The sequence below is a fragment of the Sphingobium sp. TA15 genome, from assembly GCF_037101235.1.
Lineage (GTDB): Bacteria > Pseudomonadota > Alphaproteobacteria > Sphingomonadales > Sphingomonadaceae > Sphingobium > Sphingobium indicum.
This window is the reverse complement of the sequence record NZ_AP025355.1, coordinates 1,196,274-1,211,292: the sequence shown is the minus strand read 5'-3', so window position 1 is coordinate 1,211,292 and position 15,019 is coordinate 1,196,274. Positions and strand designations below refer to the sequence as shown.

Here is a 15,019-nt window from a genome sequence, read left to right as displayed (position 1 = left end):
TCCCAATATATTGAGGATCTAGAAATGCAGGGCAGCGCCCAGCGTTACTTGCGTGCCGCTATAGTTCGATATGCTGGTATCTGTTCTGCGGGTGTAATGCTGGGCATCCAGCGAAAGATCGAAACGATCCGAAAGTTTCCTTTTGAGCAGGCCGCCGAACCGACGATTGCGGTCGGCCGTGATCGAATAGGGACGAAGCGCCGCATCCTGCCGGAACTTTCTGCGGTCCCATTCCGCATAAAGGCCCGCGGAGGTGAGTTCCGAGATCGAAAATTCACCCTGTATGCGGTAGCTGGTGTCGATGGCGAAGCCGCTCGCGATCAGGCTGTCGTTGATGATGGCGCGCTCCGTCGTCGCGGTCAGCTTCAGGCGCGGAATGGCTTGCGTCGACAGGCTGACCTTCCAGCCCAGCCCGTCATAGCCGCCGACCGCCGCGCTTTCGCTGCTGACGTCCAGCCAGCGGACATCGGCGTCGATCTGCGTGATCGGCGTCACCGCGCGCTGGAACCGCAGGCCATAGCTGTTGATGCGGTTCTCTATGCCCAGCGTGTCGCGCTTGCTGTTCACCCGCTCATAATAAGCGGTCAGGGTGCCCAGGCTGGGCATGGCATAGCCGATCCCGCCCATGAACAAGTCGCTGGTCTGGTCGGCATAGTCGAACTGGTCGGCGTTGCGCGTGGTGTCATGCTCGTAGCTCGCCACCGGGAACAGCCCCGGCCGTTCGCAGGTGAAATCCGCGCCGATGGTGGCGAATTTCTGGAGATTTTCGGTCGCCGAATTGATGTCGCCATAATCGGCGCGCTGCTGGCGATAGGCGGCGCGCGGGGTGATCAGGCAGGTCGCGCCGAAGCGGACATTGGCCTTCGCTTCCGTGTCGAGGCGCAGCTTGCTTCGCTGCCCTTCGGAAACGAAACGGTCATAGCCGATCTTACCGCGCAGCAATATGTCGTGCCGGCCCACAGGCATGCCGTAGGTCGCCTCCAGGGATGGCGTGACGATCAGGTCATCGGTCGGGTTTTCGACGCGGTCGTCCACGCGATAGACATTGTCGTCATAAAGTAGATCGAGACCGGCCGTCAGGTGAAGGCCGTAATCGCTGATGCGCCTCTGTTCCGTTGCATTGTTGACGCGCTTCGGATCAGTCGATCCGTCATTATCCTGCGCGCGCAAGACTGTGGGCATGGCCACCAGCATTACGGCACCACTCAGGGCCGCAGCGAAGCAGGTGCGGGACGGGGAAGTCTGTCGATCGAAAGGCGCAAAAATACAGCCCCGCAATCGCGGATTATTATATTCGTTCAAAATCAATCGACCCTTATTGCATTGCAGCAATCAGGGCATGCTAGAAGTATTTTTACGTAAAACCACTGCCCGGAAAGCAGCTTGTCGCGTCAAAACAACGGCTCGGTTCATCGCAAGGAGGGCGCGGCGGGACCAGTCCCGGCGCACCCTGTCGCTGTTAATCTGAGAGAAAGATTGGGCTTTGCGAGTCCGGTCAGAAGATCAGCCAGGCAATGGCGGCCACAGTGCCGACAAAGGCCAGGATACCGGCCCAACGCGACAGCACCTGCACGCCGCTTTCGGCGCGATCGGCAAAGGTCTTGCCCTCTACGCGTACGGGAAAATCACGGCGCACCTCCGCCGTTTCGATCAATGATGGTGCCGTCGCAACTGCTGCAAATTCTTCCGCCACGTCGATATTCCCGCCGCCCGATTGGTGATGACGTTAATATCCGATTTTGCGGTTAACAAATAGTTGGGAAGGGGGACGTACTGACATCCATTCGTCGCATATGACGATGATTCAGCGCCACATTTCTAATCTGGATCAAATTTTTTTGCGATGAAGCGTTTTGCGCAACGCTTCGTCGCAAATTTTATTTTTCTCCCGGAACCTTTTTCGTCCTTTTGCGTGTTGGGCGATCGCCCGATTCGCCATCCCAATTCAGTCCTCCCCCAGCAGGAAGATGGACGCTGAACCCTAATAAGCGTTCTTGTGGACCAGCACGTTGAGCGTACCCAACAGGATCGCGATATCGCGCATCAGGCTCCAGCCATGCAGATATTCCAGGTCCGCCTCCACCCGGTTCAATATGTCGCGGCGCGTTTCCGTCGCGCCCCGAAAGCCGCGGATCTGCGCCAGGCCGGTGATCCCCGGCTTCAGCGCATGGCGGTGCCAATATTGCCGGTCCACCTGCCAGAATAGCTGTTCCTCAGCCGTCGATCCCAGGGCGTGGGGGCGCGGCCCCACAAGGCTCATCTCGCCCAGCAGCACGTTGATGAGCTGCGGCAGTTCATCAATGCTGGTCTTGCGGATGAAGGCCCCGACCCGCGTGATGCGATCGTCGTCCCGCTGCGTCGAAGTCGCGCCCGCGCTGTCGCACTGCTCAACCTTCATGCTGCGGAATTTCAGGATGTGAAACAGCATGTTGCCGCGCCCTATCCGTTCCTGCTTGAAGAAGACGGGGCCGGGCGAGTCCAGCTTGATCAGGATCGCCACCACCGCCATCAGCGGGGCGAGAAGGATCAGCACCGGCACCGTCAGAGCGATGTCCAGCAGCCGCTTCTTCGCCCGGTTGGCGAGGTTCAACGGCCCGCGCGACACCACCAGAGTGGGCGTGCCGCGGTAGGACTGCACCGCCAGCGGCGCCATCGGGTCCAGTTCCGGCACGATGATCTCGCCCAATATGTTGCCGCCCTTCAGCATCTGGGCCCAATCGGCCTTGCGTTCGGCCGGGCAGGAGATGACCGCGCGATCATAGTCGCGGAGCAAGGTGCCCAGACGATGCAGCATATAGGGATCGTCCAGGTCGGCCTTCAATCCAATCGCCGCCGCATCGACGATCACCATGCCGCCGACATCGTCGGGAATGGCGCCGTCGTCGATGATCAGGAGCTGCGCGAACAGCCCGTCTGCAAAGTTGCGGCGAACCATGCGCACGATCATCAGCCGTTGCAGAACGAGCAAGGTGCCGCTGCACAATATTCCGGCCGAAATGCCTAGCCGCGACAATTGTCCGGTTGCCTTGAGCGAGAAGACGACCAGCAGGAAGATCAGCAATGTGCCCGCGAAAGCCATGGTCGCGCTGCGGCAGGACTGGGTCATGTGCATCAGGCAATGGGGATTATAGGCCTGATTATGGAAAGCCAGGACCGCGTACACGATCATGCCGCCCGCCAGCGGCTGCCACTGCCCGTCCGCCAGCCATTGCAGGCCGGCGGCGCGCAGCCCGAAGGCAAAGCCCGTCGCAAGCGCCGCCATGTCGGCCACGAGCAGGAGCATGCACAGCCAAAGCCGCGCATTCCGCTGCCCTGCGGCTGTAGAGGGCTGGCGACTGGGAACACCTTTGATCGCCAGATCAATTTTCGACATCTGCAACCCTTTTTATGTCTTGACGTCAAGCCGGCCACCGCCGCGCGGCAGTGTGTTAACCATCAGACATCCGCAGCGTTTTGATTTATGTTGCGCAGCAGCAGGGCATAAATGTTTTGGGCTGACAATCGGGCTTGGGGTGCGCGGACCCGCTTTTCCGATGACCTGTTCGTCCTGGAAGATGCTCCGCCCCAGATTTGCGACGACCTGAAACAGCGCCGCTTTGCCATGTTGGACGTCCGGCCCGGTAAAGGCCGGTCCGATCCGAATCATTATCGGGATCAGCCGATGATCCACCACCCCAGCAGAAGCAGCGTCGTCAGCAAGGCAAAGGGGCCTGCCCAGCGCGACAGGCGCTGTATGGCGGCCTCTATTTGCTCTTGCGGAAAATGCCACCGGGAATGCGGGCCTTCGCCATCCATGCTCTCCCGATGCACAGGATCGTGCCGAGGTGCGGAGGGAGCCGTGTTGGCGCTGCTGCCCTTGTCCTGCGGTTGGGGAGAAAGGTCGATCATTTTCCGGTCCTGGTCATCCCGATGCGACCTGCCGACAGGATAGCTCGCTTCGTCGAAAAGGAAAGCGAATTCCGGGCCAGGACTGAGCGAATGCGTCCGCCCTGGATCATTCCACTGAACGCTTGGATGAAATGCAGGCCTCGACTATCCTGTCTTTCATGAAACAGGACCGACAGATCGATGCCGTCGACCGAAAGATCATTACGGCCTTGCAGGAGGATGCGACGCTCAGCCATGCCGAACTGGCTGAAAGGGTGGGGGCCTCCAGCGCTTCCTGCTGGCGCCGGATCAAGGCGCTGGAGGCTGCGGGCATACTCGCGGCCACCGTCAGGCTGGTCGATCCGGAAAAGGTCGGGCGCGGCGTCAACGTCCTCTGCAACATCCGCATGCGCAGCCACGCGCAGGAAGCCCGCCGCGCATTCGAGCAGTTCGTGGAAAGCCGGCCGGAAATCGTCGAATGCTTTTCGATGTCGGGGGAATGGGACTATCTGATACGCGTCGTGGTGGCGGATGTGGCGGACTATAACCGCTTCCTGATGATGACCTTGCTGGGCCATCCCTCGGTGGCGGGGGCCGCTTCCCACTTTGCGCTGTCCATGACGAAGTTCACCACCGCCCTCCCGGTCTAACCTGTTCCTCCCCATCATCGATGGGGAGGGGAACCAGCCAAAGGCTGGCGGAGGGGGCGCCCAAAGGGCGCGGCGACGCCCGCGACCAAAACAGCGTAAGCCGTTATGAAGATTATTTGGTGGATGCACATTTTTGGTGGACGCACTAGGGCTCGAACCTAGGACCCGCTGATTAAGAGTCAGCTGCTCTACCAACTGAGCTATGCGTCCACGCCCGCTTTCGGCTTGTGCCTTCATGCCGGGAATTTGGTGGACGCACTAGGGCTCGAACCTAGGACCCGCTGATTAAGAGTCAGCGCAGAGTTCATCTCAAGGCGGCGCAAAGCGTCTCCGCAAATCGTCTGGTACCCCCTATATCATTGATAATCCTTCGTTTCATGTCTTATCTCGTCTCAAGCGATCTCGCTGAACCATCGCGAAAATGTTGCCATAGCGTTGCCATGGGATTATGCTGATCTCATGGCAACACGCAAGATAGAACTTACCAAACTTTCACTCGACAATCTCCCTCCAGCCGATCCTGGTCGCCTGTACGAGATTGCTGACGCGCTCGTTCCGGGCCTACGGGTGAGGGTAGCCGATTCCGAGGTCGCGGCAGGGCGCTTCAAAGGAAAAGCCTCCATCATCACCTTCGTGCTTGTCGCACGTTTTCCGCCTAGCCTTAATCCCACTCGGCGAGCGTTGGGCCGCTACAGCCGAGACGGCGGTCCGCTGACGCTTCAAGCGGCACGCGATAAAGCGCGCGAATGGAAAGGCAAGATTGCCGAAGGGATCGATCCAGCTGCCGAACTGCGGCAGCAACAAGATGCCCAGGAAGCCGCGCAACGGGAAGCCGATCGTCAGCGCGAGGCCGAAGAGGAAGCTACGCGCAATCAGAAATCGCTCAAAGACCTGCTCGACACCTATGACAAAGAAGTCCTCGTGCACCACAAGCGGGGCGCCGCGACGCGACGTGCGCTGGACGGCAAGAAGGGCCTTCTCAAAAATTTTGTCGATCGCGATCCCGGCTCACTGACACGGTCCGAAATCGTTCTGGTGCTGAAGCAGCGTGCCAAGGTGGCATCGACGTCCGCAAACCGCCAGCTCGCATATGCCAGCGCCTTTTTCAATTGGTGCGTCGATGAGGAGCTGCTCACCGCCAATCCGGTTGAAAAGGTAAAAAAGCCTTCGAAGGAGAATGTACGCGACCGTCACCATTCATTGGCCGAGCTAAGGGAGATCTGGGCTGCGACGAAAAAATTGGGCTATCCGTTCGAGCAATTGTACCAGCTCCTGATCGTCCTTCCTATGCGCCGCGAGGAGAACGCCGCCATCCCCATAGCGGAGTTGGACCTTGCGTCCGATGAGGCGCCCCACGATGCCGTCTGGACCCTTCCATCGGGCCGTACCAAGAAGGCCAATGCGTTGCGCGTCCCACTTTCGTCACTCGCCCGCTCGATCATCAAGGAGGCGATCGCACATCCCGATCGACCGAAAGAGTCCGAGTTCGTTTTCACAACCACTGCCGAAACCTCCGTCTCGGGCTTCTCCAAGGCGAAGAAGCGCCTCGACGCGGAGATTCAAGCTGCGCGCGTGAAGCTTGCTGCCACGCAGGGCACCAAGGCCGTCACGATGCCACACTGGATTCTTCACGATCTCAGGACGACCTTCAACACACTCGCTTGCGACGTGCTTGGCGTCGACGCCCATGTCGCCGATCGCATCCTCAATCACGTCGCGACCGCAACAACATCTAAGGTTATGCGGATCTATAATCGGGCGGAGCTGTTCGAACCGCGCAAGAAGGCCCTCCAGGCGTGGGCTGACCTGCTCGAGCGGGAGGTCATAAACGGCGTGCGCGCCGAAGGCTTCGCGACCGCCCTGGCAGCCTAGAGGTGTTTCCCTTGGGGCGCTACCGCAAGGCCCTCTATAGCCGCCGAGCGGGCGGCCAGCGTTTCGATGATACTGGCAAGAATCAATTGTCTTGTCGAAACCCGGTCGGATCATCCAACCAACGCTGGATTGATTATACGCGCCGTCCGACCGACCGCTCGCTGAGACGAATGTGGCGGGGGAAGTCTCCTTCGCTAATCATTCAATGGAGCGGGGAGCGGGGAGAGGGGCACGCCCGTTTTCGCCACGACCTGGGAGGCGGCCCGTCGCCGATCGGCCACGGGTGCCATGCGCGCTGGGCCGGTTCGCTGGCTCAGTCGAGCGCGGGGCAGGGTTAAAAGCAGGCGCTCAGCCCACGCTTGGCCCACTCGCGCGTTCGAGCATGCCGCACACAAAAAACAGATTGCGAATCGTGTGACGATATATCATGTCTCACCCAACAGGGGGGATTCATGGTCTTGCAAAGCTCTCGTCTCATTGTCCTTGCCGGCGCCCTGCTGGCCTCGCCCGCCGCTGCCGCTGAGGAGCGGGCGGAGGAAGACATCATCGTCACCGGCCAGCGCTTCGAGGAGCAGCAGAAATATATCGCCGACAAGGTGGTGACGGCGACCAAGTCCAATACGCCGAGCAAGGACACGCCGGTTTCGGTGACGGCGATCACCCGCGCCGTGCTCGACGATCAGTTCGCGCTCACGCTGGGCGATGCCTTGCGCAACGTGGCGGGTTCCTCGCCCATGCCCGGCTTTGGCGGCATCAATACCGTGCCGCGCATCCGGGGCTTTCAGGCAAACAGCAACCTGCGCGACGGCTTCCGCCAGGCCCCTTTCTATTCCGGGCTCGACATGGCGACGGTCGGGCAGATCGAGGTCCTTAAAGGCGCTGCCTCTGCTCTCTACGGCCGGTTCGAAGCAGGCGGTGCCGTCAACATCGTCTCCAAGAAGCCCACCGAGCAACCCTATTATGCATTCGACGCGAGCGCGGGCAGCGACGATTTCTACCGTAGCGCCATCGATATCGGCGGTCCCATCGTGGCGGACCAACTGCTGTTCCGCTTCAATGGTGTCTATCAGAACAGCGGCAGCTATCGCGATTTCGTCGACACCGAGAAATTCGTGATCGCGCCTTCGCTGGAATGGCGACCTACGGCGGGCACCTCGCTGCTTCTCGAAGCGGAGTATCTCCATCGCAACGGCGGGTTCGACCGCGGCTGGCTCGTGCCCTCCAACTTCCCCACCGCCGTCCAAAACGCAGCTGCCGGTCGGTTGCTGATGACGCTTCCCGTCAGCCGCAACCTCGGTGAGCCGACCGACAGCGCCAGGATCAGGCAGCTCCGGCTCGATGCGATCCTGACGCAGGACCTTGGCAACAGTTGGTCGCTGCGGGCCGGGATTTTCTACTCGCGCGTGCGGCTGACGGACAATTTCTTCACCAGCGGGACACCGCTCTTCCCGAGCCCGAACGTCTACAACCGGCGCATGCTCTACGCCAACGACAATCCCGACGACATCAACGGCAGCATCGAGGTGTCAGGCGCGCTTACGACCGGCGCAATCGGACATAAACTGCTGTTCGGCATCGATGGCAGCGTCGAGGATTATAACTACATCGCTCATCGCGTTCCGATCAACTCGCCGATCGACCCGTTCGCGCCGGTTTATGGCAAGGGAATTTATGGACCTGATCTTGTGCTCGCATTTGGCGGCACGAACCGTTACCGCGCACTCGGCTTATATGCGCAGGACGAACTCGCGCTAGGCGATTTGCGACTGCTGTTGGGCGGACGCTTTGATACCACGCAGGGTAAGCGGATCAGTACTCCTGGTGCCCCCGCTGAGAAGCGGACGACCAATGCCTTCTCGCCGCGCGTTGGCGCAAGTTGGTTGGTCACGCCGCAGGTATCGCTCTACGCGAGCTACGCGAAATCTTTCCTGACTGTTATTAGCGGCACATTGCCCGATGGCCGTCTCCCAGATCCCTCGCATGGAGAGAATATCGAAGGCGGCATCAAGGCCGAGCTGTTCGGCGGCCGAGTAACAGCAACCGCCGCAATCTATCAGCTCACCAAGACCAATGTCGTGGTCTCCGACCCCGCCAATCCGGGTTTCTCGACCCAGACCGGCGAGCAGCGCAGCCGCGGCGTCGAGCTGGAGGCGAATGCGAGCCTTGCCGAAGGATTGAACCTGATCGGCAGCTATGCCCATGCCGACAGCAAGATCACCGAGGACACCAATGCCGCGCTGATCGGCAATCGCATCTACAACGCCCCGCGCGATACCGCTTCGCTGTGGATCAGCCAGCGTTTCGGCAATGGAGCGCTGGCGGGGCTCGAGCTTGGCGGCGGCGTCTTCCATGTCGGCAATCGCGCGATCAACAATGCGAACCTCTTCGACCTGCCGGCCTATACCCGTTTCGACGCGCGCATCGGCTACGATCTGGGGCCTTGGCGCCTCGGCCTCAACGTCAACAACATCGCCGACAAAAAATATTTCGAGTCCGGGTCCAGCGTCATCATTCCGGGGGCGCCGCGGCAATTCTTCGTGTCGCTAGGCTGGCGCGGGGGAGCGAGAGCCCGATGAGCAATGCCAGCCGCCCGATCCGGGTTATTGCGCTTCATGAGCTGAGCGCGCTCTGGCGCGATGGCCGCTTGCGTATCGCCGCGGGCGTTGCACTGCTGCTGCTGTTGGTCGCTTTGGTCAGTGGCGCGCAATATCAGCGGGCGCTATCGGCCGAACGGACCCAGGCCGACCAGGTCGAGCGGGAGCGCTGGCTCAATCAGGGGCCGAAGAACCCGCACAGCGCCGCGCACTATGGCGTTTACGCCTTCAAGCCGGCGTCCCCGCTGGTGCTGTTCGATCGGGGCGTCGAGCCGTTCGTCGGGGTGGGCGTCTGGCTCGAAGCGCACAAGATGAACGGCTTCGTATACCGGCCGGCGCAGGATGCCGGACCCGCCAGCCGCTTCGGCGATCTTTCGGCCGCGACGATCCTGCGTCAGCTCGTTCCGCTCATCATCATCCTGGCGGGCTATGCGATGTTCGCCGGCGAGCGCGAGCGGGGCACGCTTCGGCAGTTGCTTGTCTCAGGTATAACGCGCACCCGGATCGGGCTTGGTAAGTTGGGCGCGATCCTGCTCGGCGCGGGATTGATCCTGGCCCCTGCGGTCCTGGGGGGCGTGGCCGCGGCCGCGATCGAACCTACGGCACCTGAACTCGGCCGGATCTTCTTGTTGCTACTGGCCTACATTGTCTGGCTCGCGGGGTGGACCTGCCTGACCCTGGCGGTATCGGCGCTCGCGCGGACCGCGCGAAGCGCGTTGGTCATCCTGCTTTCGGTCTGGCTGTTCGGCTGCATTCTGGGGCCGCGGCTCGCAAGCGAGGTGGCCGCGCGCGTCGCGCCGGTTCCCTCGGAAATGACCTTCCGGGACGATCTCGAGAAGGATCTGGGCGCCTCCCACTCGAGTGAGCAGGCCAACAAGATCAAGGCGCGGATTCTCAAGCAATATGGCGTGGCCAGCACGGCCGAGCTTCCCTTCGACTGGCGCGGCATCTCGCTCCAGGAAGGCGAGGAGCATGGCAATACGGTGTTCGACAAGCATTTCGGGGCGCTGTTCGACACCTATCAGGTCCAGAACCGCTGGCTGCAGGCCATTGGGTTTCTCGCGCCCGAGCTGGCGATCCGCACGATCAGCCAGTCCGCCGCTGGCACGGACTTCGCGCACCACCGCAGGTTCGTGGCCGCTGCCGAAGCGCATCGCCGGCTGATGCAGCGGTTGCTCAACCGCGAAGTGCTGCTCCATGATCGCGAGGGGACGGAATATCGTTCGGCCGCCGACTTCTGGAAGAATATCCCCGCGTTCCACTACGTGCAGCCGCGTCTCACCATGATGCTCGGTGGGATCGTGCCGGCCCTGCTGGCGCTGGCCTTCTGGCTGGCGGGAACGGCTTTCCTCTTCTGGTTCGCCCTGCGGAGGCTGCGCGCATGAGTTCCCGGAACCTCGCCTTGCTCCGCTTCCTGGCTCGCGAGATGCTGCGCGATCGCGCCATGCTGGTCGCTGTTCTCCTGCTCGCCGTCAGCCTCGTCCTCGCGGTCGGAAGCGGCATCGCCGCGATGGAAGCTCAGCGCGCCGGATTGGATGAGATCGCGAGCTATGAGGCCCGCAAGCTTGGCGAGGTGAAGGCGACCGGACAGGCGATCCTGGCGGGCGAGAAGGCGAAGCCCAGCTACTGGAACGATCCGACCGACGTGCGCGGATTCGGTTTCTACCTGCTGGCCGTCCACAGCGTGAAGCCGCCAACGCCGCTCTCGGCGCTGACGATCGGCTCGAGCGACGTGCTGCCGCGCGCCTATCGGGTTGGGCCGGGCAATATGACCGGCCTCGCGGCCGCCTATGATGTCGAAAATCCCGATCGCCTGTCGTTGGGCCGGCTCGACGCAAGTTTTGTCATCATCTTCCTGCTTCCGCTCGTCATTGCTGCGGCGGGTCATGGCGCGCTTGCGCTGGAGCGGGAGAACGGACGGCTGCCGCTTCTCGCCATGCACGGACTGTCGCCGCGAACCGTAGCGGCATGGCGCCTTGGCATACGCGCAGTCACGCTCCTCGGGGTAGGGCTGCTCGCGATCCTGATCCCGCTCCTGCTTGCCGGCATTGCGCTCGATGGATCGTTCCTCGCCTGGCTTGCGGTCGCCGCGGCCTACGCCGCCTTCTGGATCGGCCTGACCTTCCTGGTCGTAGCCTCGACGCGGCGCGCCGCCACCGCCGCCGCGGCGCTCGGCGCGCTTTGGGTGTTGCTCGTGCTTGTGCTGCCGTGGAGCGTCTCGCTCGTCGCTGAAAGCATCCATCCGACGCCGTCACGGGTCGAGCAGGTCCTGGCCGCGCGGGAGGCCACCGACGAGGCCGCCAAGTCCGGAGGCGAGCTGCTCGGTCGGTTTCTCCAGGACCATCCGGAGCTGGCCGGCAGCAAGACTGTCGATCCCGAGGACTATATGGTCCGCCAGATCATGGCGACGCGGCTGACCGATCAGGGTCAGGCGAGGATCGACGCAGGTTTCGATGCCCGGATGACCGAGCGACAACAACTGGTCGACCGGCTCGCCTGGTTGTCGCCGCCGATCCTGGCGCAATCCGCGATGGTGGAGCTGACCGGCACCGGTCTCACCCGCCAGCGCGTCTTTGTGAGCCAGACCCGCGGCTATATCGCTCGGCTGCGCGACTTTTTCGAACCCCGCGCGATCCGCGCGGACAAGAGCTTCACCGACTGGGACGACTGGCCGCGATTCCGCTGGGCAGAGCCTCCCCGCGCGAGCGCGATCAACAATGCGTTGCTGCAGGCGCTCGGCCTGCTTGTCCTCGCGGGAATTCTGATCGCGGCGGCATCGCTCCGGCTTGGCCGTCTCTCCCATTTCAGCAGGATGGATACATGATCAACATCGAGGGATTGGTCCGCCGCTTCGGCGCCCACACGGCCGTCGACCAGCTGACGTTGACCGTGGCGCCGGGCGAGCTTTACGCGCTGCTGGGCCCCAATGGCGCGGGCAAATCGACCACCATCGCCTGCCTGCTGGGTTTCGAGCGCCCCGACGAAGGCCGCGCCGTCATCGACGGGATCGACGTCGCCAGCGATCCCGATGCAGCGCGCAGCCGCACCGCCTATATCCCCGAGCAGGTCAGCCTCTATGAGGCGTTCACCGGCATCGAGAATGTCGCCTATTTCGCCGAACTTGCCGGGCATCCCCGATCGAGGGAAGAACTCAGTGCATTGCTGAGCGAGGCAGGACTCCAGGCCGATGCCCATGATCGGCGCACCGGTACCTACTCCAAGGGGATGCGCCAGAAGGTCGGCATCGCCATCGCGCAGGCCAAGCAGGCGCAGGTGCTTCTGCTCGACGAGCCGACCAGCGGCCTCGATCCGGCGTCCGCGCATGAGTTCAGCACGGCGCTGCGCCGCCTTCGCGATCGCGGCACCGCCATCCTCATGGCGACGCACGATCTTTACCGTACGATGCGCGACGCCGACCGCGTCGGGATCCTCGTTGCCGGCCGGCTGGTCGAGGAGCACAAGACCAGCGACCTTGCCGAGCACGATCTGGAAGCCATGTATCTTCGTGCAGTCGGTGCCGTCGAGGCGGCGTGAACGCGGCAATTTTGTGCCCGGCGCGACCGGCACTCCTGCTTGTCGCCGCCGCCATTGGCCTTCCCGTCGAGAGCTGGGCCCAGGACAGCGCGCCTCCCGCCGTTCCCGCCGGCCGCGCGGACGAGAATGCGGTCCGTCAGGCCGAGGACGCATTCGGAACGACAATCGGGCGTGAGACCATCGGCATCTACAGCAGTTCGAGCGTCCGTGGCTTCGGTTGACCTCGGCGTCAGCGATCAGGGTCGCATAGCGTCAGCGGTCGACAACAGCCTGTTTATTCCCGGCCGTACGCTCGTCGATATCGGCGGCCGTTATCGCTTCACGCTTGGCAAGTCGAAAGCAACGCTTCGTGTGTCGGTCAGCAATCTCTTCGACGTCTATGCCTATGACTATAACGGGCCGATGACGTTCGACTATATCCCCGGCAGGCAGGTCTCGGCCTATCTGGCGATAGACATCTGACAGCGATCAACGTCACACCTGTCACATCAGAGCCGGACAGTTGCTCCGATCCGGATCATGCGTGGCTCGACCGTGCGGCTGTGGATCCCTTCGACGCCGTCAAGCGGCTCGCCAGGTAGCCGCGAAGCGTAGTAGTAATCGGCATCGGCGCGCGCCGTGTCGAACAGGTTGAGCAGCTCGAGATCGACGTCGAACGGACCGAATTGCCGTCCGAGACGCAGGTTGACGACGGTGGTCGCGGGCGAACGGACGCTGTTGTCCTCGATCAGCGAGTGAGGACCGAGATAGCGGAGGCGCACTGCGGCATTGAATTTCTCGAATGCCGCGCTCATCCCGAACTCGCCTGCGGACTCGAGGGCATTGGGGACGCGATCGGCGCCGGGCGCATCGACGAACCGGGCATGGTTCGTGGCATAGACGCCGTCGAACGTCAGCCAGCGGGTCGCCTTCCAATAGCCCACCAGCTCGAACCCATGCCGATGGCTGGGACCGGTGGGCGAAACCGTGCCGTCATCGCCAGAATAGATGAGCTCGCTCGACGAGCGGCTCCACCAATGGGTGAACGAGAGGTTGAACGGTCCCTTCTCGAAGCGTGCGCCGACCTCATAGCCTGTTGCGCGGGCAAGCCCGGGGGTGGGGTCATCGGGGCTGATGATCCCGCGAATGGCGTTGGAGTGGAAGCCCTGTCCGTAATTGGCATAGAGTGCGAAGTTCGGCGTGACCGTCACGTTCGCACCCAGCTTGGGGGTGACGATCGTGTCCTGGGCGGTGCCGCTGGTCGCGTCGCCACCGCGCGCCACGGTGCGGAACGCGAAATGATCGACGCGAGCGCCGGCGAGCAGATTGAGGCGGTCCATGGGCTTCCAGGTCGCTTCGGCATAGCCGCTCACCGAGGTCTCCCTGGCATCGACCAGGCTGCGGGCTTCGAGCCGAGTGCCTTGCTCGGTATGGTAGAGACCGAGCCCGTCGATCTTGTCGGTCTGGGCGTCGAGGCCGAGCGTCAGGCCGAGCCGATCGGTGAGTGTGATGCGACGCGCGATCCGTCCGCCAAAGGTCCAGCGATTCTCGGCCTGCTCGAGCTCGTCGCCGTGCACAGGATCGTCGAGAAAGAAGGTGAAGTTCGAAAGCAGGTCGAACTTGTAGTGCTGGGCATAGGCGGTCAGCGTCCATTCCTTACCGGTGATCCCGATATTGAAGACCTCGCGGTTGGTTGAGCCGCGCAGATAAGGGTCGAGCGAGCCGAAGCGATCGTCGAGGATCGTGCCGATGGCACGGACCGGGATCTGCTCGGTCGGCCGCCAGCTCGCGTCGTAGATCGAGAGGCTGGCCCGCAAGGTGCCCAGCGGCGTCTCCTGGCTGTATTTGGCGAACGCGGCCACATGGCGAAGATGCTCGGCGAGTTGCCACGGGCCGTCATTCGTATTGAGATCGGCCGCGAGCAGCACCGTGCCTGATGCGAGGTCGAACGAGCCGCCACCCGCCAGCCGGCGATAGCCGTAGCTCCCAGCGGAAACGGTGGCGAAAGGCTGTTCGAACCTATCTTTCGTGTCGAGCGAGGCGGCGCCGACGAAGGAGAAGTCGCCATCGCCGGCCCGATAGGGGCCTTTGCGATAGGCGATGTGGTCGATCGTCTCGGGGATCAGGCCGTTGAGATCAAGATAGCCGTGCCCATGCGCGTGGCTGCGCAGGTTGAAAGGCATGTTGTCGACGGCGATGCTGAAATCGGTGCCATGGTCGAGATTATAGCCGCGTATCAGATATTGCGCCGCCTTGCCGCCGCCCGAATGCTGGACCGCGATCATCCCGGGCACGGCTTCCGCCAGTTCGCTGGTGCGCAGGATGGGGCGCGTCATCAGTTCTGCGCCGCTCACCGCACCTTCGCTCGCCGATTCCGCCCGGCCGATCTTCCGGTCCGCGCGCGCGGTGACGACGATGTCACCAGGCTCGCTACTGTCGGCAGGGGCAGGCTGCATTTGCGCGGCGGCGTCAGCCGCGGCGCTTGTTGTCAGCAATAGCGCCAGCGCGCCCAATCCGCTCATG

At 62.6% G+C, this 15,019-nt stretch carries 13 protein-coding genes and 1 tRNA gene; 8 read left to right on the top strand and 6 right to left on the bottom strand.

Translation table 11 applies throughout. From position 1 onward, the window contains the following. Nucleotides 1-18: 18 nt before the first annotated feature. From Sj15T_RS06090 to Sj15T_RS06075, 4 genes are all read right to left on the bottom strand, one after another. Nucleotides 19-1,194 carry a hypothetical protein gene (locus Sj15T_RS06090; RefSeq protein ID WP_013040224.1) on the bottom strand — a complete coding sequence of 392 codons (1,176 nt, stop codon included), beginning with the start codon at nucleotides 1,192-1,194 and terminating at the stop codon, nucleotides 19-21. Between the two features lie 301 nt (nucleotides 1,195-1,495). Beyond that, nucleotides 1,496-1,693, bottom strand: a complete 198-nt coding sequence (locus tag Sj15T_RS06085; RefSeq protein ID WP_129965396.1) for a hypothetical protein — start codon at nucleotides 1,691-1,693, stop codon at nucleotides 1,496-1,498. A 288-nt stretch (nucleotides 1,694-1,981) separates the two neighbouring features. Beyond that, nucleotides 1,982-3,373 (bottom strand): sugar transferase, encoded by a 1,392-nt coding sequence (locus Sj15T_RS06080; protein ID WP_013040223.1) that lies wholly within the window; start codon nucleotides 3,371-3,373, stop codon nucleotides 1,982-1,984. A 281-nt stretch (nucleotides 3,374-3,654) separates the two neighbouring features. Beyond that, a complete protein-coding gene (locus tag Sj15T_RS06075; RefSeq protein ID WP_013040221.1) occupies nucleotides 3,655-3,888 on the bottom strand; it encodes a hypothetical protein in 234 nt (77 codons plus the stop codon). Nucleotides 3,889-4,046: 158 nt separating this feature from the next. Here Sj15T_RS06075 and Sj15T_RS06070 point away from each other — a divergent pair, with 158 nt between their 5' ends. Then, the gene (locus Sj15T_RS06070; protein ID WP_041386418.1) at nucleotides 4,047-4,517 is read left to right on the top strand and encodes an Lrp/AsnC family transcriptional regulator; all 471 of its coding nucleotides are present in this window, start codon (nucleotides 4,047-4,049) and stop codon (nucleotides 4,515-4,517) included. 134 nt (nucleotides 4,518-4,651) lie between these two features. Here Sj15T_RS06070 and Sj15T_RS06065 read toward each other — a convergent pair. Further along, nucleotides 4,652-4,727 (bottom strand) — tRNA-Lys (locus Sj15T_RS06065). A 249-nt stretch (nucleotides 4,728-4,976) separates the two neighbouring features. On the opposite strand from Sj15T_RS06065, the gene Sj15T_RS06060 reads away from it, so the two are divergent. From Sj15T_RS06060 to Sj15T_RS06030, 7 genes are all read left to right on the top strand, one after another. Further along, complete coding sequence (locus Sj15T_RS06060; protein WP_013040219.1) at nucleotides 4,977-6,389, top strand: site-specific integrase; 1,413 nt, start codon at nucleotides 4,977-4,979, stop codon at nucleotides 6,387-6,389. A gap of 599 nt (nucleotides 6,390-6,988) precedes the next feature. After that, nucleotides 6,989-8,965: a TonB-dependent siderophore receptor gene (locus Sj15T_RS06055; protein WP_338756212.1), complete on the top strand. Its 1,977-nt coding sequence runs from the start codon at nucleotides 6,989-6,991 to the stop codon at nucleotides 8,963-8,965. Continuing rightward, the gene (locus tag Sj15T_RS06050; RefSeq protein ID WP_013040217.1) at nucleotides 8,962-10,368 is read left to right on the top strand and encodes a DUF3526 domain-containing protein; all 1,407 of its coding nucleotides are present in this window, start codon (nucleotides 8,962-8,964) and stop codon (nucleotides 10,366-10,368) included. The genes Sj15T_RS06055 and Sj15T_RS06050 overlap by 4 nt, the downstream gene beginning before the upstream one ends. Nucleotides 10,369-10,409: 41 nt before the next feature. Next, nucleotides 10,410-11,807: a DUF3526 domain-containing protein gene (locus Sj15T_RS06045; RefSeq protein ID WP_161601882.1), complete on the top strand. Its 1,398-nt coding sequence runs from the start codon at nucleotides 10,410-10,412 to the stop codon at nucleotides 11,805-11,807. Further along, entirely contained in the window at nucleotides 11,804-12,517 is a 714-nt protein-coding gene (locus tag Sj15T_RS06040) for an ABC transporter ATP-binding protein (protein WP_013040215.1), read from the top strand. The genes Sj15T_RS06045 and Sj15T_RS06040 overlap by 4 nt, the downstream gene beginning before the upstream one ends. After that, entirely contained in the window at nucleotides 12,514-12,738 is a 225-nt protein-coding gene (locus Sj15T_RS06035) for a hypothetical protein (protein ID WP_013040214.1), read from the top strand. Before Sj15T_RS06040 ends, Sj15T_RS06035 begins: the two co-directional genes overlap by 4 nt. Beyond that, nucleotides 12,725-12,979 carry a TonB-dependent receptor gene (locus Sj15T_RS06030; RefSeq protein ID WP_013040213.1) on the top strand — a complete coding sequence of 85 codons (255 nt, stop codon included), beginning with the start codon at nucleotides 12,725-12,727 and terminating at the stop codon, nucleotides 12,977-12,979. Before Sj15T_RS06035 ends, Sj15T_RS06030 begins: the two co-directional genes overlap by 14 nt. Before the next feature lie 26 nt (nucleotides 12,980-13,005). On the opposite strand, the gene Sj15T_RS06025 is transcribed toward Sj15T_RS06030, so the two are convergent. Next, nucleotides 13,006-15,018 (bottom strand): TonB-dependent receptor, encoded by a 2,013-nt coding sequence (locus tag Sj15T_RS06025; protein ID WP_013040212.1) that lies wholly within the window; start codon nucleotides 15,016-15,018, stop codon nucleotides 13,006-13,008. Nucleotide 15,019: the final 1 nt, after the last annotated feature.